General features: G+C 35.0%; 28 protein-coding genes, 1 pseudogene and 1 riboswitch. Of the genes and pseudogenes, 11 read left to right on the forward strand and 18 right to left on the reverse strand.

Annotation, left to right across the window (positions count from 1 at the left end):
- Positions 1-14: 14 nt before the first annotated feature.
- From PQF83_RS14740 to PQF83_RS14750, 3 genes are all read right to left on the reverse strand, one after another.
- Complete coding sequence (locus PQF83_RS14740) at positions 15-554, reverse strand: DUF3267 domain-containing protein (RefSeq protein ID WP_000370319.1); 540 nt, start codon at positions 552-554, stop codon at positions 15-17.
- A gap of 108 nt (positions 555-662) precedes the next feature.
- Entirely contained in the window at positions 663-1,142 is a 480-nt protein-coding gene (gene mutTA / locus PQF83_RS14745; RefSeq protein WP_000276388.1) for an antimutator 8-oxo-(dGTP/GTP)ase, read from the reverse strand.
- Between the two features lie 84 nt (positions 1,143-1,226).
- Positions 1,227-1,544: a hypothetical protein gene (locus tag PQF83_RS14750; RefSeq protein WP_000435818.1), complete on the reverse strand. Its 318-nt coding sequence runs from the start codon at positions 1,542-1,544 to the stop codon at positions 1,227-1,229.
- 83 nt (positions 1,545-1,627) lie between these two features.
- Here PQF83_RS14750 and ytzI point away from each other — a divergent pair, with 83 nt between their 5' ends.
- From ytzI to PQF83_RS14765, 3 genes are read left to right on the forward strand one after another with little or no spacing between them, the layout of a single operon-like run.
- Positions 1,628-1,777, forward strand: a complete 150-nt coding sequence (ytzI, locus tag PQF83_RS14755; protein ID WP_000472802.1) for a YtzI protein — start codon at positions 1,628-1,630, stop codon at positions 1,775-1,777.
- Positions 1,770-1,946, forward strand: a complete 177-nt coding sequence (locus PQF83_RS14760; protein WP_219993374.1) for a DUF3953 domain-containing protein — start codon at positions 1,770-1,772, stop codon at positions 1,944-1,946. The genes ytzI and PQF83_RS14760 overlap by 8 nt, the downstream gene beginning before the upstream one ends.
- Before the next feature lie 44 nt (positions 1,947-1,990).
- Positions 1,991-2,221, forward strand: coding sequence for a YczI family protein (locus PQF83_RS14765; protein ID WP_000911960.1), 231 nt, complete (start codon positions 1,991-1,993; stop codon positions 2,219-2,221).
- Between the two features lie 495 nt (positions 2,222-2,716).
- On the opposite strand, the gene luxS is transcribed toward PQF83_RS14765, so the two are convergent.
- Entirely contained in the window at positions 2,717-3,190 is a 474-nt protein-coding gene (gene luxS / locus PQF83_RS14770; protein WP_001141369.1) for an S-ribosylhomocysteine lyase LuxS, read from the reverse strand.
- Between the two features lie 128 nt (positions 3,191-3,318).
- Between luxS and yidD the strand changes: the two genes are divergently transcribed.
- Complete coding sequence (gene yidD / locus PQF83_RS14775; protein WP_000809333.1) at positions 3,319-3,555, forward strand: membrane protein insertion efficiency factor YidD; 237 nt, start codon at positions 3,319-3,321, stop codon at positions 3,553-3,555.
- Here the strand turns inward: yidD and PQF83_RS14780 are convergent.
- Complete coding sequence (locus PQF83_RS14780; protein ID WP_000838159.1) at positions 3,552-4,115, reverse strand: beta-class carbonic anhydrase; 564 nt, start codon at positions 4,113-4,115, stop codon at positions 3,552-3,554. The two genes, yidD and PQF83_RS14780, sit on opposite strands and share 4 nt — an antisense overlap.
- Before the next feature lie 223 nt (positions 4,116-4,338).
- Here PQF83_RS14780 and cydA point away from each other — a divergent pair, with 223 nt between their 5' ends.
- Complete coding sequence (gene cydA / locus PQF83_RS14785) at positions 4,339-5,688, forward strand: cytochrome ubiquinol oxidase subunit I (RefSeq protein ID WP_001286187.1); 1,350 nt, start codon at positions 4,339-4,341, stop codon at positions 5,686-5,688.
- Positions 5,678-6,706, forward strand: a complete 1,029-nt coding sequence (cydB, locus tag PQF83_RS14790; protein ID WP_000017662.1) for a cytochrome d ubiquinol oxidase subunit II — start codon at positions 5,678-5,680, stop codon at positions 6,704-6,706. Before cydA ends, cydB begins: the two co-directional genes overlap by 11 nt.
- Before the next feature lie 166 nt (positions 6,707-6,872).
- Here cydB and PQF83_RS14795 read toward each other — a convergent pair whose 3' ends face one another.
- Together PQF83_RS14795 and PQF83_RS14800 are read right to left on the reverse strand one after the other, a co-directional pair.
- Positions 6,873-7,106 carry a spore germination protein gene (locus PQF83_RS14795; protein ID WP_001998505.1) on the reverse strand — a complete coding sequence of 78 codons (234 nt, stop codon included), beginning with the start codon at positions 7,104-7,106 and terminating at the stop codon, positions 6,873-6,875.
- Positions 7,107-7,190: 84 nt separating this feature from the next.
- Positions 7,191-8,009 carry an S-layer homology domain-containing protein gene (locus PQF83_RS14800; RefSeq protein ID WP_001211243.1) on the reverse strand — a complete coding sequence of 273 codons (819 nt, stop codon included), beginning with the start codon at positions 8,007-8,009 and terminating at the stop codon, positions 7,191-7,193.
- 709 nt (positions 8,010-8,718) lie between these two features.
- On the opposite strand from PQF83_RS14800, the gene PQF83_RS14805 reads away from it, so the two are divergent.
- The gene (locus PQF83_RS14805) at positions 8,719-9,753 is read left to right on the forward strand and encodes a YdcF family protein (protein WP_000007818.1); all 1,035 of its coding nucleotides are present in this window, start codon (positions 8,719-8,721) and stop codon (positions 9,751-9,753) included.
- Positions 9,754-9,940: 187 nt separating this feature from the next.
- Complete coding sequence (locus tag PQF83_RS14810; RefSeq protein ID WP_000411240.1) at positions 9,941-10,813, forward strand: YitT family protein; 873 nt, start codon at positions 9,941-9,943, stop codon at positions 10,811-10,813.
- A gap of 169 nt (positions 10,814-10,982) precedes the next feature.
- Here PQF83_RS14810 and PQF83_RS14815 read toward each other — a convergent pair whose 3' ends face one another.
- From PQF83_RS14815 to PQF83_RS14835, 5 genes are all read right to left on the reverse strand, one after another.
- Positions 10,983-11,201, reverse strand: coding sequence for a hypothetical protein (locus tag PQF83_RS14815; protein ID WP_000180098.1), 219 nt, complete (start codon positions 11,199-11,201; stop codon positions 10,983-10,985).
- A 100-nt stretch (positions 11,202-11,301) separates the two neighbouring features.
- Positions 11,302-12,117: a DUF4247 domain-containing protein gene (locus tag PQF83_RS14820; RefSeq protein ID WP_000071211.1), complete on the reverse strand. Its 816-nt coding sequence runs from the start codon at positions 12,115-12,117 to the stop codon at positions 11,302-11,304.
- A gap of 12 nt (positions 12,118-12,129) precedes the next feature.
- Positions 12,130-12,636: a DUF4178 domain-containing protein gene (locus tag PQF83_RS14825; RefSeq protein WP_000051759.1), complete on the reverse strand. Its 507-nt coding sequence runs from the start codon at positions 12,634-12,636 to the stop codon at positions 12,130-12,132.
- A 21-nt stretch (positions 12,637-12,657) separates the two neighbouring features.
- On the reverse strand, positions 12,658-13,062 hold the full coding sequence (locus PQF83_RS14830; RefSeq protein WP_000220322.1) for a DUF350 domain-containing protein: 405 nt from the start codon (positions 13,060-13,062) through the stop codon (positions 12,658-12,660).
- An 80-nt stretch (positions 13,063-13,142) separates the two neighbouring features.
- Positions 13,143-13,808, reverse strand: coding sequence for a PspA/IM30 family protein (locus tag PQF83_RS14835; protein ID WP_000110281.1), 666 nt, complete (start codon positions 13,806-13,808; stop codon positions 13,143-13,145).
- 403 nt (positions 13,809-14,211) lie between these two features.
- Here PQF83_RS14835 and PQF83_RS14840 point away from each other — a divergent pair, with 403 nt between their 5' ends.
- Both PQF83_RS14840 and PQF83_RS14845 read left to right on the forward strand, forming a co-directional pair.
- Positions 14,212-14,790: a lipoprotein BA_5634 family protein gene (locus PQF83_RS14840; protein WP_000737498.1), complete on the forward strand. Its 579-nt coding sequence runs from the start codon at positions 14,212-14,214 to the stop codon at positions 14,788-14,790.
- Positions 14,791-14,904: 114 nt separating this feature from the next.
- Positions 14,905-15,024 (forward strand): annotated as a pseudogene (locus PQF83_RS14845) (IS3 family transposase); the annotation flags it as partial.
- A gap of 56 nt (positions 15,025-15,080) precedes the next feature.
- Here the strand turns inward: PQF83_RS14845 and PQF83_RS14850 are convergent.
- Genes PQF83_RS14850 through PQF83_RS14860 form a run of 3 tightly spaced genes read right to left on the reverse strand, consistent with a single transcriptional unit; the run spans position 15,081 to position 17,477 of the window.
- Positions 15,081-15,248 (reverse strand): FeoB-associated Cys-rich membrane protein, encoded by a 168-nt coding sequence (locus PQF83_RS14850; protein ID WP_000989595.1) that lies wholly within the window; start codon positions 15,246-15,248, stop codon positions 15,081-15,083.
- Positions 15,249-15,264: 16 nt separating this feature from the next.
- Positions 15,265-17,253, reverse strand: coding sequence for a ferrous iron transport protein B (gene feoB, locus PQF83_RS14855; protein WP_001044825.1), 1,989 nt, complete (start codon positions 17,251-17,253; stop codon positions 15,265-15,267).
- Positions 17,250-17,477 carry a FeoA family protein gene (locus PQF83_RS14860; protein WP_000060519.1) on the reverse strand — a complete coding sequence of 76 codons (228 nt, stop codon included), beginning with the start codon at positions 17,475-17,477 and terminating at the stop codon, positions 17,250-17,252. The genes feoB and PQF83_RS14860 overlap by 4 nt, the downstream gene beginning before the upstream one ends.
- A 194-nt stretch (positions 17,478-17,671) precedes the next feature.
- Positions 17,672-17,773: riboswitch (TPP riboswitch) on the forward strand.
- A gap of 85 nt (positions 17,774-17,858) precedes the next feature.
- On the opposite strand from PQF83_RS14860, the gene thiT reads away from it, so the two are divergent.
- Positions 17,859-18,527 carry an energy-coupled thiamine transporter ThiT gene (gene thiT, locus PQF83_RS14865; RefSeq protein WP_001246599.1) on the forward strand — a complete coding sequence of 223 codons (669 nt, stop codon included), beginning with the start codon at positions 17,859-17,861 and terminating at the stop codon, positions 18,525-18,527.
- A gap of 208 nt (positions 18,528-18,735) precedes the next feature.
- On the opposite strand, the gene PQF83_RS14870 is transcribed toward thiT, so the two are convergent.
- Genes PQF83_RS14870 through PQF83_RS14880 form a run of 3 tightly spaced genes read right to left on the reverse strand, consistent with a single transcriptional unit; the run spans position 18,736 to position 21,933 of the window.
- Positions 18,736-20,589 carry a sensor histidine kinase gene (locus tag PQF83_RS14870; protein ID WP_001225473.1) on the reverse strand — a complete coding sequence of 618 codons (1,854 nt, stop codon included), beginning with the start codon at positions 20,587-20,589 and terminating at the stop codon, positions 18,736-18,738.
- A complete protein-coding gene (locus PQF83_RS14875) occupies positions 20,586-21,275 on the reverse strand; it encodes a response regulator transcription factor (protein WP_001097107.1) in 690 nt (229 codons plus the stop codon). The genes PQF83_RS14870 and PQF83_RS14875 overlap by 4 nt, the downstream gene beginning before the upstream one ends.
- Before the next feature lie 37 nt (positions 21,276-21,312).
- Positions 21,313-21,933, reverse strand: coding sequence for a class D sortase (locus tag PQF83_RS14880; protein WP_000771577.1), 621 nt, complete (start codon positions 21,931-21,933; stop codon positions 21,313-21,315).
- Between the last annotated feature and the right edge of the window lie 7 nt (positions 21,934-21,940).

A 21,940-nucleotide genomic window follows, 5' to 3' on the forward strand; every position in this document is an offset into this window, starting at 1 on the left:
CGCCTCCTCTTCCTTTATAATTCATATACTGTAAACTGCGGTTTACTCGGATGATCTTTAACTAGCGCATCATCTGGAAACTTTGAAACTTTTTGATATAAGGCAATGTCACCCATGCAACCTGCTGTTAGTAGAATTCCTAAAAATGAGAGTGGCTCCAGATTCATAGCTAACCCCAATACAATTGGCAAAATTCCAGTCGGTAAAAACGGCAGCATTAACACTTTCTTCATTTGCTTTACTGTAATTTCTTTTTTAGAATGAGCGTATGCAGCACCTAATTTCCAATTGACGCCCCATGTTAGTTCACTCCATGGAACACCTCCGATATAACGAAATCCAATTAAATGTATTGCCTCATGAATACAAACGAAAACAATCATTCCAATAATCAAAAGAAACATAACGGGCAATGTAAATTCAAATTGAACCCCGCCTGAAAGAAATATATGCAAATAACCAATTCCAAACGCCAACGCAAATATTATAAGTAATGAATAGATATTTAACTTAACCATCGAAACAGTAACAGTCGTTTCTTTTCTGTTATCCATCTTCCTCCTCCTAAAATGTAAATATATCTTTACAAAATTGTATAATATACCCAAAATAATGTAAAGATATATTTACATTTGATCTTATAAAAAAAGAAATCGGCCACTTTACTTCGTAAAACAGCCGATTTCTTCTATATGTTTCATCGTACGCGCCAATACATCGTCGCGCATTATAAAGCTAAATTTTCTATCCGTTTTAATGTTGTCAGGAATGTTTTTTAATAAAACAGACCCTTTCGTTTCTTCGTAATGCGTATGTTGTTCTACCGCACTAATTGTTGCAAAATAAATGTTTTTAATGATTATTTTGTCTTTTCCAGATACTTTATATTGTCCTAAGTAAGTTAAATCAGAAACTATGCCGCCGGTTTCTTCATGAACCTCTCGAACTGCCGCTTCTTCCGGTGTTTCCCCTAGTTCTACTTTTCCACCTGGAAATTCAAGACCGCGACGTAAATGATGCGTTAATAACCATTGATCCCCGTACCGGCATACAACCCAAACATGCTTTGGCTCAGGAGAAAATGGATAACGTTCAAACGATAATTGTACAGTGTTGTGGTAATAATCTTTAAATTTGTACATGCCATTACTCCCCTATTGATGGTTACAAGTTTTTCCTACCACAAATTGTAGCATATTCTCGCTTTTCTGCATAATATTATCCAATTATAATCCATTGATTATTCCCATTTGCGCGACTAATTCTTTCGTCTCATGATTTCCTAAATCGTAAATCATTTTATATGCTTTTTGTAGTTGTTCATCATATCGGTCATTATTTGAATCATGATGATACTCAACAAATGGAACGTGGGAGCGTACAAATGAACCTAAATCCTCTACATACGCTTGATCAAAGTACTCTCTTAACTCCGTAATTTCCTCATCATTTGCGGAAATCTCAAAATTATACGTATCCGCTGTCTTCACTTGTGAAATTTGACCGTTTGCTATTGATATATAATATGTTTTTTTCTGCTCCATGTAACACCCTTCTTTCATCCTTTTTATTTCTATTGTTTTCATCAATTACAAAATTATGTAAAATAAAGAAAAGGAGGGATTCCATGTTTAAAATATTAATTATCGGTATTATAATCGTCCTAGTCATATTAGTACTCTCCGTCATGACGATTAATAAAGGCTACGCTTATAAACATTCCGTCGATAAACCAGAAGATAACCCGTATACAAAAAACAGCAAGAAGAATTCATAATACGCTTCGTATACTACTACTTATTTTAGGCCACATCATATCCAGTATTCGTTTACTAGCAGGTCAACATAACTTTCTACCACTTTCACAATTTCTATTAGGAGCTTTACTATTCCTTATTGCCCTTGAACAAATAAAGAAAAAAGATTCAGGAACCGGATTTATTTAGATTTTCCTCATCATTAGCTATATAAAATAACAAGGGGGATATATATGCTAAAGGGATTACAGATTATTTTTGCACTCATTGCATTATGTATAGTAATTTACGGATATTTTACTGGTAATAGAGAAATGATGCCTTATATGTTCATTTTCTTAGGATTAATGGCTTTCACTATAGGACTAGGAGAAATAAAACAAGACAGAAAATCTAGTGGTATATTTGCTTTCATAGCTGGAGCTGGTGCTTTATTTCTTAGCTTCTCAGAAATATTCCGATAAATAATCTATTTAAGGGGGAATTACATGCTAATTGGATTACGGATTGCTTTAGGACTTTTCACGCTTCTCATACTCTTTCTTTGCACTTATATCCAGATTACCGATCATTTCTCACTTCTCCCATACGTACAATTTATTCTCAGTTTTTTCTTTATTCTTGTCGGAATTAACGAATTTATATCCGGACGAAAATCAATGAGCATTCCGTTTTTTTTTCGTTTCTATTCTTACACTCTTCGTTCTCATATCAAACTACCTTCGCTACATATAGAATGAAATCTTGAGCAATTTCGCATTTACAAGCACGTAATAAAATAGGGATGATTTTTTTGTCAGTTTTTGTCGGTAAGTCGATATCCAGTGTCGAAACGTCGATATATTAAAAAAATCGTTGATATATTTCAAGTTACGGTCGATATATTCGAAAAATCGTCGATATAATTTTATTTATTATCATGACACAAAAAAACTGCCCTTTTACAGGCAGTTTTCTTTCTATCCAAATACTTTCTCAAGTTCATCTTTATCTTGGCTTAACCAGAAGTTCATTAAACGTTTTGCTCCTTCTAAATCGTGAAGCTTCGCTTGACCACATTGCGTTTCATTTGCAGCTGGAATTTCTGTAATTTGAACCGCATCTTTTAATGTTAATTCTAATAAATCAATAATTTCTCGAACTGTCGGTGTTCCGCTTACTACAAGGTAGTATCCTGTTTGGCAGCCCATTGGTGAAATATCGATAATATCGAAATGCGGATAACGATCAATATATTTACGTAAATTAAATGCTAATAAATGTTCTAACGTATGAATAACATCTGGTTTCATCGCTTGTTTATTCGGTTGGCAAAAACGAATATCAAATTTATTTACAATACCGTCACTACCTACATTGTGAACTCCGCAATGTCTTACATAAGGTGCCTTTACAATCGTATGATCTAATTCAAAGCTTTCTACTGATGGCATACAACATCTCTCCCGCTTTTAATTTAATTCCGTTATATCCAATATGATATAACGGAAATGCACATTAGTAAAGTATTATGTACAGTCGTGCTATAATACTTTAAGAATATGCTGAAAAGGAGATCGTTATGAAACAGATTTTTATTGGGATTATACGCTTTTATCAAAAGTTCATTTCTCCGATGACACCACCCACTTGCCGCTTTTATCCAACTTGTTCTCATTACGGATTAGAGGCGTTTCAAAAGCATGGTGCCCTCAAAGGCTTTTGGCTTACTTGTAAGCGTATATTAAAATGTCACCCTTTCCACCCGGGAGGATTTGATCCTGTCCCAGATAAAAAGGATGACAAAGTACATTCTTAATTGTCGTAACCATTCACAACTAAATCTAATTTTCCTGTATCAGGATCGATAACAAGACCGTGAACAGGTACTTCTTCCGGAAGTAATGGGTGGTTGCGAAGTACTGATACGCTATGTTCTACACTTTCTTCTACACTAGAGAAACCGCGCAAGAATTGTTCTAAATCGATTCCAGAATAACGAAGCATATCTAATTTCTCTTCTGTTATACCGCGTTCTTTCATTTTCTCAATCGTACTGCTTGCTTGAATTTTTGCCATACCACAATCATGGTGACCAACTACACATACTTCATCAGCGCCAAGTTCGTATACAGCGACTAAAATACTACGCATAATACTTCCAAATGGATGTGAAATAACAGCGCCTGCTACTTTAATAATTTTCACATCGCCGTTACGCATATTCATCGCTTTCGGCAATAGTTCAACAAGTCTTGTATCCATACAAGAAATAATTACCATCTTTTTGTTTGGAAATTTCCCCGCTACAAACTCTTCATACTTTTTCTCTTCCACAAATTTCTCATTGTATTGCAAAATCTCTTCTAGTGACTTCATAGTAAAGGCCCTCTTTTCTCTCGTTTACACTACATAAATAGTGTACCAAAATATGAAAAACTCAAAAAGGATATCGCTTTATAGTAAAAATAAGATATTTTCAGATAATCGACATAATTCTTTCAAAATATACACACAGCTTTGTAACAAGTCTCACATACTTTAAACGCATTTTCACTATAAACTGATTGTAGATAATGTAAAAAAGGAGTGAATATTTATTATGTCCGACGTTCTGTTACTGAGTCGTTTTCAATTTGCAATTACTATTTTTTATCACTTTTTATTTGTACCTTTGACAATCGGACTTGTCATTTTAGTAGCATGTATGGAAACTCAATACGCCCGCACATTGAATCCAACATACCGCAAAATGGCAAATTTCTGGGGTAAATTATTTACAATTAACTTCGTAATGGGGATTATAACCGGGATTACGATGGAATTCCAATTTGGAACAAACTGGTCTGAGTACTCCAAATATATGGGAGATATTTTCGGATCACCTCTCGCAATCGAAGCACTCGTTGCCTTCTTCTTAGAATCTACTTTCATGGGAATATGGTTATTCGGTAAAGACAAAATTTCACCAAAGTTCCGTGCCTTCTGTATGTGGATGGTTGCACTTGGCACAAATATTTCCGCCCTTTGGATTATTACAGCAAACGGCTTTATGCAAAACCCAGTTGGCTACGTCGTACGTAACGGCCGCGCTGAATTAAATGATTTCTGGGCACTCGTTACGAATCCATACGCTTGGAATATGTTCTTCCATACTGTAGTTGGTTGTTATATTGTTGGTGCTTTCTTCGTCATGGCAATTAGTGCCTATCACTTATTACGTAAAAATGAAGTTGAATTCTTCAAAAAATCATTTAAGTTTGGCTTAATGTTAGGCTTATTTGCCGCAACAATTACACCGTTTATGGGACATCAATCTGGTGTATCCGCGGCTAAATATCAACCTGCTAAAGGTGCTGCAATGGAAGCTGTTTGGGAAACTGGGAAAGGACAAGGCTTCTCGATTGTTCAAATTCCTGATGTGGAAAATGAAAAGAACTTTGAATTCCTTACGATTCCAAAGTTAGGCAGCTTCTTCTATACAAATTCATTTGATGGCGAAATTGTTGGTTTAAAAGATATTCCGAAAGAAGATCGTCCAAACGTTAACCTTGTGTACTATAGCTTCCGCTTAATGGTTGCACTTGGTATGTTCTTTATGGCATTAACTTGGTACGGTTTCTACTTAAACCGAAAAGGAAAACTAGAAAACTCAAAACGTTACTTAAAAATTACAATATGGTCTGTTTTACTACCATATATCGCAATTAATGCTGGTTGGATTGTTGCCGAAGTAGGTCGTCAACCATGGACAGTTTATAAACTCATGCGTACCGCAGAATCTGTATCACCTATATCTGTCCCGCAAATTTGGTTCTCATTAATTAGTTTAATCTTGTTCTACACTTTACTTTTAATCGCAGATGTATACTTAATGCTGAAGTTCGCCAAAAAAGGACCAGCAGCATTAGAAGAACCTGCTACTGAGGGAGGCGTGGCTCATGTCTCATGATATGCTTGCGATTATCTGGTTTGGTTTATGGGGCGTGATTTGGACAGTTTACTTTATTCTTGATGGATATGCACTTGGTAACGGAATGATTTTTCCTTTCGTTACGAAAGACCGACAAGAACGAAATCAATTACAAGAAGCAATTGGCCCGTTCTGGGGCGGTAATGAAGTGTGGTTAATTACAGCTGGTGGCGCAACATTTGCTGCCTTCCCAGTCACATATGCAAATATGTTTAGTTATTTATATACACCGTTATTCTTAGTATTACTTGCACTATTTGCTCGTGCTGCTGGACTTGAGTTCATGCATAAAGATGATTCACCAATTTGGCAAAAAACTTGTAAATGGGCATTTGCAATTGGTAGTTTCTTAATTGCTTTCCTATTCGGTGTTACATTTGCTAATCTTTATTACGGACTACAAATTGGAAAAAATGGCTATGAAGGAAATTTACTTAGCTTACTAAATCATTACGGTATTTTAGGAGGGCTGTTCTTCACTGCTATATTCGTCGTATCTGGTGCCCTTTGGGTTATGATTAAAACGACTGGTGAAGTATCTGACCGTGCTTATAAAATCGCAAGACCATTTTCAATGGCAGCTGCTATCATTTTAGCTATTTTCTATGTAGCAACTGCAAATCGTACAAATTTATTCCAAAACTTCACAGAGTACCCGGTACTATTCATTCTTCCAGTACTTGCAATGTTAATGAGTGTACTCGCACTTATTATGGTGTACAAACATAAAATCGGTCTTGCATTCACATTCGTTTGCTTAACAATCGCAATGTTTATGACAACTGGCTTTGCGGGTATGTTCCCAAGAATGTTACCATCTCGTATTAATGATGCTTATAGTACAACGTTATACAACGCAGCTGGTAGTCAATTAAACTTAAAAATTATGTTCTTCGTTGCAATGGTTATGGTACCAATTGTTATTGGATATCAACTTTGGAGTTACAGTATCTTTAAAAATAAAATTCATAAAGACTCTGCTAAAGGGTATCACTAAAATGAAAAAAGACACTTCGTTTGAAGTGTCTTTTTTATACGTATGATTTTCGATAAGATGTTATATTTCTAATCTAACAACTATAATACAGAAGAATCATTAACAGCTCACAGCTAGATTGTAGCACAGGACAAGTTCATCATTTTATGCAATTTTACATATTTCTCTATAAAGTAAACTGTATTCCCTGATCATTCACATCGCTATCCCCTACATCTGATGTACTAATCCCGCTAAATGTTTGTACTTTAATCCCTGTATTCGATGATCCCGATCCATTATAAGCTTTCGTTTTTTCAATCGGCTGCACGTTATATTTATCTCCTAAATTAATCGTTCCATTGCAGTTTTCAATAATAACGCCTTCCACAACTGACGGCATTTTGTCACCTACTTTCATTTCCTTACTTTCATTTTATGAAAAGCGCCTAAAAAAATAGCATGTTTCCATAAGAAAAAAGCACTCAGACTGAGTGCTTTTTTCTTATTTACCTTTTTTCTTTTTCTCACAAGCAATTCCATCGCCATCACGGTCTAAATGCTTACCATAATACGGGCTATCTCTTGTAATGTCATAATATCCCGCATCGTTTGCTTCTTTACAGTTCGCAAAACGTTTCGGATCTGGTTTCACTTCCGGTTTTACTTCTGGTTTCGGTTGTGGCTGTGGTTGTTTTGCTCCTGGTCTTTCTTCAAATGGTAACGTTGCATTATATAAGAACTGAACGTATTGCTCACGACTTACATGCATTTTAGGTGCGAATGTACCATCACCAGTTCCAGCCGTAATATAATTTGATTTAATTGCAGTAATCGCAGGATTCGCCCATCCATTTCTATCTACATCCGGGAAATTATGATCCCCTCTAATTTGCAATTGGAATCCTCTTGTCAAAATTTGTGCCATTTCTTCACGAGTTAACGAATCTTTCGGTCTAAATTTTCCTGTGTTATCTCCAACAAATATACCCATCTCTGTTAAAGCAAGAATCTCTTTTTTAAACATAGTTGAACGATCCGTAATATCTTTATATGGATTGTTATACTGTTCTTTTACTGTCGGTTTTAAATGGCGGAACATAAGAGCTGCAACTTGCTCACGCGTTACATCATCACCAAATCCAAAAATCCCATTTCCGTATCCAGCAACAACGTTTTTATTTGCTAAATCCATAATTGCTTTATAAGACCAATGATTGTTTGGAACATCTTTAAAACCTGCGCTTGCCTCCGCTGTTCCAATTGAAGTAAATGCTGTAGTTGCAACAAGTGCACCTGTTAAAATTAATTTTTTAAATCTCATACTTAAGTCTCCTTCTCTTTCCATAATAACCATTTAACAATATAACAAATTATTCAAATGTACTTTGTCATATTCTGTCGAACACAAAAAAGAATCCTGCAGGATTCTTTTTTGCTAAGCATGAATGGCAATTTTGGAGACAGTTGACTTCTTCAAAAATTTATTAGGGGTAATATTTTGAAAAAGAAAGCCTTTCATATGTAGGTTAACACTACTGGAATATATAGTAAATTGATAATATTTATACGGAAGATTGCTAATGTTTAGTATAGATACTTTCCACTATACCAACAGTGAAAAGCATCTACATGAAACAACAAAAAAGGCGCCTTCAAAGAAGATGCCTTTCATAAACAGACACTATAAAACAGAATTATTTATTGTTATACGATTGTTAGATACAAAAAGTAGAGGGAAATGTTTGTATTACATTCTGTTTTATAAAGTATGTCTACCACTTATATTTTAATCCTCTTCACTTGAAAATAAATATAATATGCATAATTACATATGAAAAAGAAAAGACACTCCATAGAGTGCCTCTTCAACCATTTTACTTTTAATATATCGCTTTACATACATTGTAACATATGTATCCATATATTTTATTGAGAAAATTCAAAATCCTTTTTTTTTCATTTTCAATTATAAAATCATGTAATATAAAAGGTATGTCAAATTCTTATACAAGTTGAGGTGTACTATATTTATGTCTTTCGGAATCATTCCTCTTATATTGTTTATTATTTTTCTTATCTCCTATTTAAAAGATCCACGAAAAATAATAAATGGTTTTTTATTTAATACTTTTATCTGTTTTTTCCTTCTGTTTTGTATACTTGTCTCTTGGAACTCAAGTAATACTATCCTAGGCTACATAATAGTCTTACCTATTTTAGCACTTATCGTTATGATTCCTTTTGGTATTGTTGCTTTAATGTTTGGACTATTTCTGAATGCGAGAATTTTAATGAAACGAGAAGGCCGACGTTTTACTAACTGTTTAACACTTATTGCTGCTTTAGGTATTTTATTCTGTATATTATTCCTTTTCATAAGTCCAGCAAGTTTCTTCTCATCACATTTCCAGCCTATTTTCGCTGGTATTTCTCTTATAACCGTATATTTCTTTATACACTTATCTAACTTCTTAAGCGCTTATTTTCTATATCAATTCAACAGACCAAGGCGTAATCAAGATTTCATTATCGTTCTCGGTAGCGGCTTAATTAATGATAAAGTACCACCTTTACTTGCCAGTCGTATTCATAAAGCGATCGACTTTTACTGGAAACAAGCCGCTGTGAATACGCCACCAACAATTATTTTCTCTGGTGGACAAGGTCCAGATGAAGGCCTTCCTGAAGCAGAAGCGATGCAAAAGTACGCTGTTGAAAAAGGAATTCCGCTTGAACATACAGTGCAAGAAAATCGCTCTGTAAACACATATCAAAATATGTTGTTCTCTAAAGAAATTATGGATTCTTTAAAACCAGACGGTAAGTATAAAAGTATTTTTACAACGAATAATTTCCACCTTTTCCGCGCTGGTATATATGCAAGACAAGCTGGTCTTAATAGCCAAGGAATTGGATCAAAGACAGCCTTTTATTATTGGCCTAATGCAATGATTCGTGAGTATGTTGCAATCGTTGTGATGGGACGTAAGCGCCATATGAAAATATGTGGAACTATTTTAGGTTTTGCTTTATTCCTATCCGTGCTTAGTTTTATCATTTCTTAATAGCATCCCATCCTTTGAAAGGATGGGATTTCTTATACTCATTTCAAAAATATTTTAAAGTTAATATGGTCATAATATTCCCTGCATACATCCATTAAAGGAGAATTTTTTCAAATAAAATGTTAAAATAAAATTTAAGTGTGAATGACGTAACAAATAAGAAACTAGTTTGAAACGAGGAAATCATATGGAGAAAATTATCAAAAACAAGCCCAATAAGCTTAAAATCGCTTCAAAAGCTTTGATGATTATTATTGGGGCATTTATTACAGCGTACGGATTAGAGGCAGTATTAATTCCAAATAACGTATCAGACGGTGGTGTAACTGGTTTAAGTATCGTTAGTTCAAGATTGTTTGGATTACCATTAGGAGCTCTAATCGCAGTTATTAACATTCCTTTCGTTTGGTTAGGATATAAGCAAATCGGTAAAAGCTTCGCTATTTATTCCATTATCGGGATTGCTTCATTAGCAATAGGTACCGTTGTCATGCACGGAATACCAGCTATTATTGAAGGCGATACATTATTAGTTACAGTTGTTGGTGGTATTATCATCGGTTTTGGTATGGGACTAGCATTGCGTAATGGCGGGGCATTAGATGGAATCGATATGCTAGCTGTATTGCTTTCTCGTAAGTTACCATTTGGAACGAGTGACCTTATTTTATTCTTAAACATGTTCGTATTTATTTTCGTATCAACCGTATTCGGTCTTCAAGGAGCTATCCTTTCGGCAATTGCTTACTTTATTGCTTCGAAAGTGATTCATATCGTTGAAGTTGGTTTAAGTGGTTCGAAAGCATTTAAAATCATTACGAAAGAGCCTGAATTGATGGTAGAAACCATTCGTGATCGTTTAGGCCGAAGTGCAACATATAACGAAGTATACGGCGGTTATTCTAGAGAGAAATTCAAAGAAATTTCTTGTGTAATTAACCGTTTAGAAGAAAGTAAAATGAAAGAACTTATTAATGAAATCGATCCACACGCCTTTATTACAGTTTATGACGTAGCAGAAGTAAAAGGCGGTAACTTTAAGAAACGTGATATTCATTAATCATTATGAAAGAAGAGGGTGTGCCAATATGTTGGCACACCCTCTTCTGTTATTGTTGTCAATTTTTGTCGGTAAGTCGATATATTCTAATAATCGCTGATATATTTGGAGTTGCGGGCGATATATTCCAATAATCGCTGATATATTTGGAGTTGTGGTCGATATATTTTTACTCCCCCCATCTTCCCCCGCTCTTAATCCATGCCACGTATTTTTGAAAGGCTGGCACTTCTTGTTGGAAACGAAGCGGAACATATAGAAAAAGAGTACACGTACATAGTATCCATAGAATACCTACTACAAAGTGAAATTTCATCGTTGTGCTAATAAACAAACTTAAGAATAATACGAGGAACATAATTACACTAAATCTTTTATACATAGTCATAATAATCTCCTCCTTATAACTTCATTATACCAGCTATAAGGAATTAATTTCCAGAATAAAAAAAAGACCGAAAAGCCACTTCCACTTTTCGGTCTCTACACTATCTTCTCTTCGTAATCTTTCCTGAACCACCAACCCTCGTTTTCGGAGGAGATGTATTCCTTGGCGGCGTTTTAATAGATGATTTCGGCTTCACATCTGATCCGCTCGAACCACCTGGTGTTTTCGTTATTTTCCCTTTGCTTCCAGTAGAAGGCGGAGGCGTGCTGCTTCCTTTTTTCGTAATACTTCCTGTATCTCCTACAGAAGATTTCGAATCTACATTATCGCCACGCTTAATGATAGACCCTTTCCCTTCCTTCGTAATTGGAGGCGGGGTTTTCTTTTCTTCTTTCGTAGGCGGTCTCTCTGGAATAACTGGTTTATGATTTTGTCTGTCATTATATCCGCGATAATCACCGTACGATGATTTTCGTGAACCGAATATATCATTTAATATACTACCCATAATATATCCTTGCAGGAAGGACGGTTGGTAATTTTGACGGACAAACTCTTTATTACTTATTTCAATTAACGTATCAGATGGCTTCTCTTTATCCTTTTGCAGATTATAAATCTTATCAGAATAAACGAGGAACATTTGATTTTCGTCTTCTTTAGATGCTTGCTTCGGTTCTCTTTCATTCATGAGTTCCTTCGCGACTTCAGGAACTGACCGATTGGCGGCCCTATACACGTAAGATTCTTGTTTACCTTCTTTTGCGACAGATTCAAGCGGATAACGATCTTGAATCGACTTTGTCTGTCCGCCTTGGCAACCTGATAAGGCATATCCAGCAACAACAAGTAACGTAACGATAGCAAGTATAGGGATCACGAACGATTTAATCATGGTAAACAATCGGTTTGACATGATTACGCCCCCTTACGTTGCTCTTATAATTTGTACATCAGCAGGAATAATTGCTTCTCCCTCATACATCATTGTGCGACCATTTTGCCATTCAATACGTAATAATTTTCGATTATCCGATTGGAACTCCCATACATACTGTTCTTCTGAAGCTGAGAATGGTGTTTTCCCCATCACAACAACACGTCCGTTATATTGCTCTTCCATATGGTACTCTGTATCATCCATCTCAATTGTCGTCGGAATTTCATCAATCGAATCTAAACGACCATCAATTGGTGTATATAATTTGTAATACGTATTTTCACGATCTTCAATTTTTAAATAACGAATATCTTTCCCGTCTTGCAGTGTTAAAACAATTTCTTTACGAGAATGCATACTCGTTTTCCCAATTAATTCATACATGACTAATGAAACTTCAACCATATCGCCAGGAGCTAACGTTAACAAACTTTTCTCTGGTTTCGGCGGTTCTGGGCTTTTCATTATATTTTTAATTCGTTTAAATAAACTCATGAGCTACCCCTCCTTCTCTCTTTATAAACAAGCACCTAAAATAAGTGCACCCACAATATGTAATGATCCGGCCAACATCGCGTGCGCAACACTGCCTTCTTTCGTACCTTCTTCTAAATCTAAACCAGCCATTTTCTTTAACACAAATTCGATAAACATTTCTACCACTAATAAAATAACGAAAGAAACGGCTGATGCAAGTAGTGCTTGCCATAAGTCATTTGCTTTCGTTATCGATTGAGATAAAATGTACCCTTGTGCGAATAATTTCATAACGAAACGAGTTGTTACAGCTGTATTCCCATTTTTTATTTCTTTTAAATCATTGTATTTTGTAAAAATCGAATCAACCCACATAATTGCAAATAAAAGTACTGCACTCGCTCCAGTCCATACAAGCATGGCTAATACATTTGTCCATGTCATTGCAAAACCTCCTCTAAAAAGTAATAGAAAACCGACATGAATTTGTTTAGACATGTCGGTTCATTTGTCTCTATTCTATATTATTTCTCATACTGCTTCATAATACGAGCTAATTCATCGTCAACAGCAGAGTTTTTGTTTAAGCTTGCGAATTCATCATCTAATGATTTTTCTTTTTTGTACACTTCACCGCTTGCTTCTGCTTCAGCCTCTAATTGAAGAGCTTTCTCTTCCATACGGCTTAAACCAGCTTTCGCTGAGTTTGAATCAAATCCAGACATCGCCTGATTAATATTCTTTTGTGCTTTCGCCGCATTTACACGTGCTACAAGTGTCTCACGTTTATTTTTCAGCTCAGTTAATTGCTTACGCATTTCTTCTAGCTTCAGGCGAAGATTATCAGCAGCAGCTTTGTTTTGCTCATAGCTTGCTTTATACTCATTCATCTTTTGCTCTGCATTTTGTTTTTCTTCTAATGCACGGCGCGCAAGATCTAAGTTGTTAGCTTGAACAGCCATATGAGCTTGCTCTTCACGTTTTTTCACAAGCGCTTCTTGCTCTTCAAATAAGATTTTGAATTTCTTCTCAAGTGCAATTTGAGCGGCTACACTTTTCTCAGCTTCTTGTACATCCGCTTGCATATCGCGTAAATATTGATCCGTCATCTTAACTGGATCTTCCGCTTTTTCAATTAATGAATATACGTTCGACATTGTTAAATCTCTTAATCGTTTAAATACAGACATCTAAATTCCTCCTATGATATACCTCATATTTCAAATTCACTACTTGGAAAACTGAAAAATCTCCCTTTACAGTAAAGAATATTCATTTTTACAGCCTATGTGTTTATTATAACAAAACTAATATGTCCTTACATGTTATTTCCAAAATACATCCATTATAATATGACATTCTATATATAATATTGTATTTCTAATATATTCTCATTATCCCTCTTTAAAATTAACTTGCTTTTGTGCAATTTCACTAAATTACATAAGTGTAATGTTACTGTAAGCTAACTCGATAGTTGCGTCTCCCTATTTCTTATACACTAATACCAGAAGCAACAAACAAGCTTCTCATCATTTCGGAACTAATACAAAAATTGTATTTACTATAAAACAGATAAAAGGAGAAATCATCATGAAAAAATTAGTAGGAATCGGGTTAGCAGCAGCAATTTCACTTGGGGCATTATCAGGTTGTTCTTTATTAGGAGAGAAAGCGAACGGTTTTGTAATTTACGGATCAGAAGAACAAGTTCAGCAAATTACAGATAAAAACAAAAAAGAAGTGAAAGAAAAAGACTTCTATAAAATGAAAATGACAACATTAGAAGGTAAAAAAGTTCTTGTCATGGATAAGAAAACTGGTGAAGAACTGGTGAAGAAAGAATTACTTAACAAAGTGGATGCAAAAGACAACACGAAGCCACTTGATAAATTACCAGCTGTAACAGCAGAACAAGGTGTATTATTTGCTAAAGAAAAAGTAGAAAATGCTACACTTGATGGAGCAAAATTAAAATATGAAGGCAACACAATTATCGGAAGTGGCCGTGCATATGCCGACATGTTCGCAATTGTTGATGATGCAACTTACGGAAATGTAAAAGGTGAAGAAAAATCTGTAGGTGTATTAAAATTCGATAAAGATCCAAGTAAAGAGTTCCCTGGAAAGAATGGTGTAGAATCATCACAACTTGTAAAAATTAAAAAGTAAAACAAAAAAGCTTCACGAAATGAAGTGCACCCCAATTGTTAGACACATAATTAACAATTGGAGGTGCATTTTTTATGGCTAAATTTTCTTCAAAAGATAAAATACAAGCAGTAAATGGAACAATTTAAGCAAGAACTAGAAACTTATATTTATTACTACAATCACAAAGGAATTAAAGCAAAACTAAAAGGATTGCCCCCTGTGCAATACAGAGTTCAATCCTTAGTAGCTAGCTGCTTAATATATTTGTCTAACTTTTTGGGTTCAGTTCAAATTCGAAAAGCTTTTTTCTATTTATGAGCAATTTGCTCCATATCCGGACTACAAGTATTCGACTGACATGACTTATTTAAAGAACATGCCGCGCATTTTCCTTTTTTACTTCTCTTTACAAAATTAACTAACGTGTATGCTGCATAACCAAAAATGATAGCTCCAATTATAATATTGACCATCATCACAATACATCTCCTTCTAGAATCCGAGTAGGGATCCAACTTGGTATATAATGAGCGTTAATACATAAGCAACTACGAGTGGATACACGACTGAGAAAATCGTCCATTTCGCTGATCCTGTTTCACGTTTAATAACAGCTACCGTCGCTAAACACGGAACATATAATAAAATAAAGAACATAAATGCATAAGCTGATAATGCTGTATAATGTGCTCCCATTACATTTCCAAGCACATCTTCTTTCACCGCATAAATAATGGCCATTGTAGAAACGACCACTTCCTTCGCTAAAAATCCTGTTAAAAGGGAAGCTGCAGCTTGCCACGTTCCAAAGCCAAGTGGTGCAAATAGTGGTGCGATAAATCCACCAATCATTGCTAAGAAACTGTCTCCCATATCAACACCAAATCCTGATGGCCCTGCATAATTTAATAGCCAAATGACAACAGAACCACCAAAGATAAATGTACCTGCTTTACGAACAAATCCTTTCCCTTTCTCCCACGTACTTAGCCATAACGTTTTCGCTTGCGGCACGCGGTAAGGCGGTAGTTCAATAACGAAAATAGATTTTTCCGCTTTTAAAATGGTAAGAGACATAATTTTTGTAACTAATAACGCAAGGACAATCCCTGCAACATATAGGGAGAACACAACAGTTGCCTGACTATGAGGGAAGAATACTCCCGCAAATAACGCATATACAGGTAAACGTGCCGAACAAGACATAAATGGTGTTACAAGAACTGTAAGTAAACGTTCTTTTTCTTGTTCAATCGTTCTCGCTGCCATAATACCTGGAACATTACATCCAAAACCGATAATCATCGGAATAAACGCTTTTCCGTTTAAACCGAAGAACTCCATAATTCTATCCATAACAACTGCAATTCGCGCCATATATCCTGAGTCTTCTAATAATGAAATGAAAAAGAATAGTGCAAAGATTTGTGGAACGAATACTAATACGGCACCAACACCAGCAATAATACCTTCCGTAACGAGTGCTTGAATAAAATCAGAAGCTCCAACACTTGTAAGCCCAGCTATCACCCAATCCGTAAGCTGTCCAGCAAAAAACTCATCTAACATATCAGATAACGGTGTCCCAATCCACGTAAACGTAACCTGAAAAATAAAAAACATAACTGCTAAAAAGATTGGAAGTCCTAAAATTTTATGTGTAATTAATCTATCAATTTTTTCTGAAAAAGGAATTTCTCCTTCTTTCTCATGCTTCATAACATTTGTTTTTAACTTTTCAATATACGCTTCACGAGTTTTGTAAATGTGCTCTTCCAACGTACAATCAAGTTTTTCTTCTAAGCGAGATCGAATGGCTATGAGTTCCTTATAGATTGGTAATGCTTTCATTTCTTTTTCTACTACTTCGTTATTACTTAAAAATTGAAGAGCTAACCATCTCGGATGCTCATAATTCGCTTTCTCTAAAAGAGAAATTACTTCTCCAATTCCTTCATCCATTCGTACACCATATGAAATAATGAATGGCTTTTTCTCGTTTTTATCATTTTCTTTAAGAGTCGCAAGTAATTCTTCACAGCCTTTTCCACTTCTTGCAACGACAGGAACGACTGTTACACCTAATAGTTCTGATAATCGTTTTACATCAATGACAATTCCTCTTTGCTTCGCCACATCAATCATATTTAAACCAATTGAGACCGGCTTACCAAATTCAAGTAATTGCAACGTTAAATGCATATTTCGTTCGAACTGCGAAGAATCCACAATATTTAACATATGCTGAAATTCTTCTGTTAATAGAAAGTTTGTTACAACACCTTCATCACGCGAAACTGGATTTAAATCATACACACCTGGTAAATCAATTAATGTTCCTTGCTTATCTTTTAATTTACCAACCTTCTTTTCTACTGTTACACCGCTCCAGTTTCCTACGTATTCATAAGAACCAGTAAGCGCATTAAATAATGATGTCTTTCCTGTATTCGGATTCCCTAGCAAAGCTACCTTATTCACGCTAATTCCACCTTTATCATTTTCGCGTCACAATGACGAATGCTAATTAACTGTCCACGACACTCCAATGTACAAGGACCTTTGAACATCGCTTTCTGCTTCATACGAAGTTCGCTTCCTTCAGAAAGACCAAAAGCAGCCAGTCTTCTCTTTAATAATTGATCTAACGACTGAACGCTTTTTACTAACACTTTCTCACCAATTTTAATATCTACTAAGCTCATAACCTTCCCCCTCAGAAGAGAATGATAATTATTTTCAAAAAAATTATAGCACACTCTATTTCTCTTGTACTATACCCTTTTGCTTCATATTTATTAACATTTCGCTACAATTCTATTTCAATTATTGTCATACTGTATTCGTTTGCCATTCTCATCCATTTCGCTTACAATAAACAGTAGCAAATAAAGAATCTCGTTATCACAGGGGGAGCCATGCCGCTGAGAGGGAACACTTCGTTCCGACCCTTCGAACCTGTTAGTTAATGCTAACGCAGGGATTGTGCAAACGTCCGAAATACATACCTCTTTTTATTTACGTATTTCGTATCCTCCTATGATATCTATTCTTTTTTGTACAACTTGGATTTAGGGGGAGACAACATGCGTAACACCAATTTACAAGCGATGATCGAATCTGCTATTCTTGCAGCCTTCGCCATGGTCATCGACATTTTACCATTATCAATCAAACTTCCAACAGGCGGTTCCATTTCATTTGCTATGATTCCTATTTTTATTATCGCTTATCGCTGGGGCTTTAAATCAGCTTTCTTAGGTGGTTTAGTTTGGGGACTATTACAAATTGTCGTGGGAGATGCTTACATTTTAACACCTGTTCAAGCATTCATTGAGTACTTCATTGCCTTTGCTTTTATCGGATTTGCTGGCTTATTCTATCGTCCAATTCAAAAAGCACTTTTAACTTCTAATGAAAATAACTTAGAACAATCCAGTTTAGGTAGCCGTAAAGACAAACCTTCATCAAAACAAAATGAAGGAAAGAAAGTTCTTGCTTATATTATCCTTGCTACATTTATCGGTAGCTTTGCCCGCTACTTCTGTCACTTTATTGCCGGTATCATTTTCTGGGGACAATATGCGCCAAAAGGTCAATCAGCTGTGCTTTATTCATTAATCGTAAATGGTAGTACAATGATTGGTTCCTATATTCTATGTACCGTTTTACTTATATTTTTATTCCTTACTTCACCACGCTTATTCAAGAGCATCAATGCTTATCAAATAAATGCAAACAAAAAGGGCGCTTAATAAGCGCTCTTTTTTTCATATCGTAATATCAATTAAAAATACAATAAATGCGCAAAGAAAAATAAATACTACCATACCTAGTAAATTGCTATTCACGGCTAATCTACTCCTTACATAACCTCATTTTCTAACCAGATTATATCGTTTAAAAATAAAGATTAAGTAAAGATAATATGAAAATAAATTAAAAAAGCGTAGATTATATTGTCTACGCTTTTTTCTGTAAATAAAAATAAAATAACACACCATCTTCTGTATTCTTTACTCCATATTCAGCATCATGCAGTTCTAAAATATTCTTTGAAATGGCAAGCCCAAGACCTGTTCCACCTTGCGAACGCTGACGAGCTGCATCCACGCGATAAAAACGATCCCAAATTTTATCTAATTGTTCTTCTTCTATGTGAGTACCTTTATTTTCAATACATACTTTTATACGATCCTTCTCATCTATTGTAGAAATAATAATATCTTCTTTATTTGGTGTATAACGTATCGCATTCGTAATGAAATTTACGATGACTTGTTCAATCCGGCCTTGATTTGCGACTACTTCAAATGGACCTATATGTTTATGAACACGAAGTTCTTTTTTCTCTATTTCTACAGAAAGGTGTTCACATATATCTTCAATTACTGTATCAATATAAAATGAATCCTTTTTCATTTTATATGTGCCTGACTCAAACTTAGCTAACTCCAGCATATCCAAAATTAAAGTATCCATTTTGTCTACTTCCCGTTCCATCGCTTGAAAATAGTACTCTTTTTTATGCTCAGCTACTCCATCTTTTAAAATAGAAATACAGCTTTTCATAATACTCAGCGGTGTTTTTAGTTCATGCGAAACACCAGAAATGAATTCTTTCCGCGTCTTTTCTAACTTTCTTTCCTTTTCAATATCTTGTTCTAGCTGTCCAATATGTGAATTGAGTTTATTCGATAGCACATTAATATTTTTCGATAAATCACCAATTTCATCTTTTGAAGTAATTGGTATTTGTTCTGTGAAATCTAAATGCGCTATTTTCTTCGTTGTATCATTTATTTTTAATAACGGCTTTGCGATTTGCTTAGAGTAATAGAATGAAGCTAGAAAAATAAGAACAACTACAAATGCAATGATGTAAATGTAGTAATCTTGCACCATTTGTACAGCTTCATCTACAGGCTGTAAAGAAGCCATCGCATATATATATGTGACGGATCCGTCTTTTTCTTTTATTGGTTTGATTAATAATTTATATTTAATATCATTTTTTTCATAGTCCATTGTTTGTGTAGTAGATTGTATGGGCTTGCTCTCTTTCAATAATAAATCCGTTTGAAATTCTTTTATGTTATCTAAAAAGATGCTATTTTTATAAATTGGATTTATAGGACCTGTTACATCCGGAAGCTGAACTTTCGTAACACGCCCTCTTATGTGAATATCTGGTTCTTGGGCAGCTTGCTCCTGAACTGCCGGCTTCTTTTCCTTACCAAATTGTTCCTCAGCTGCTTTCTTTTTCTCCTGATCTAATTTACTCATTTTCTCATTAAATGCTTTTTCTAACGGTTTATTAAATCCATTCAAATTTTGCTTACCTAGCGAAAAAGAGAATGGAATAAAACTTTCTTCTTTTTTCACTCCAGAAAAATAAATTTCTTGTCCTAAAAATGGATCTGATGATTTATTATCAATCTCTTCTATATTGACGAGATTGTATAAGGGAATTTTGAATATTTGTTGTCCAAAGCTCTTTTGTTGCCTACGATCTATCGTTACCTCAAAATAAAAATCATCCGCATGTTTTAAATTCCCATTTTGATCTAATGTCGTAATCCACGTATTATTTTCTCTTAAAAAGTCTTGCTCTAGCTTCTGAATTCCTTCTGCACTTCCTGCATAGTTCAAATAATTCTTTTCGAAGGAATTTAAATTCACTTTAATGTCTTCTACTTTTCGATTCGCGTAATATTGTTTAAAAAATATCGTTTGTCCAATAAAAATCGTCGCTAAAATTAACATACATAATGCTGTTGTGAGGGTAAATAATTTTAGTACAACCCCTTTTCTCATACATTCCCCTCAAATTTATAACCTGTTCGTACTACAGTTGTAATGTACTTTGCTTTCTCTCCTAATTTATTTCGCAAATTACGAATATGACTATTAACCGTTCGATCGTCACCAGCAAATTCATATCCCCAAATTTTTGAAATGAGTTGCTCTCGTGTTAAAACAATCCCCTGATTTTTCATCAAGTACGCTAATATTTCAAATTCTGTATGAGTTAAATTAATGTCTGTTTTATCTACCGTAACAGTACGCGATGGAAAATGGACATGAATACCATGAATTGATAATGTATCATCTTCATTCTCTAAAAGTCGCTTCGTCACTTTTCTACTTTCTAATAACCTTTTCGCTCTTGCTAATAAAATTGGCGGACTATACGGCTTCGTCACATAGTCATCTGCTCCAAGTTCAAAGCCAAGTAACGTATCATCTTCATCAACACGTGCCGTCAGCATAATGATAGGAACCTCGGATGTTTTACGGATTCTTCGGCAAACGGACCACCCATCAAGTTCCGGCAACATAATATCAAGAATAACTAAATCAACCTCTTCTTCCTCAAATACAACTAAAGCTTCTTTCCCGTCCCTTGCTTCAAACACTACATATTGCTCACTTAAAAAATAATCTTTTAATATTTCACGCAAAATATCTTCATCTTCTACAATTAAAATGTTTTTTGCCATAACTTATATCCCCCTCTCGCTTTCAGAAACTATAATTTCATTTTGAATAACTAGCAGTTAACTTCGCCTCGATAATATATCTATCCGGTGCATCCCCTATATAATTAAATGGATAGCAAGTCGTCAGTGTTAATATCTGTTCTTCTTTTTTTATAATAACAGTACGATCATCCGCATGGGTAATCCACTTCTTTTGAATTTCATATGTGTACGTTTTATTATCATACTCTAAAACAAGAGTATCTTTTTCTTTTAACTCTCCTAAATCTGTAAAGACCGTATCCCGGTGCCCACTTAGTACAGTATGGCCCCCTCCAGATGGCGTTGTCGTTACATCACTAACGAACATTCCAACCCCTTTTTTCAGCGTTGCATCATCCGCTCCCCAATATACAGAAAACTTCTTCTTTATTTTCGGTATATGTAACATCGCTACCTTTTCTCCTTCTTTATGCTCTGTTTGAGAAGAAGGGACTTGAGAAGTTACGGGGGTTTCATGTGAAAGTTGATTATGTTGTATATTGTTAAGGCTCTTTATTTCTTCCTTCGTTAGTTGCCCGGCAGAGCTTTTTCCTTTATACCATTCCACAGCATAATATGATCCCATAAATAGTCCTATAGCCATCAATATGATACCGATATAATTGAGTAACTTCATTCTTCAT

Source organism: Bacillus sp. FF-1, from assembly GCF_028548245.1.
In the GTDB taxonomy this organism is placed as follows: domain Bacteria; phylum Bacillota; class Bacilli; order Bacillales; family Bacillaceae_G; genus Bacillus_A; species Bacillus_A paranthracis.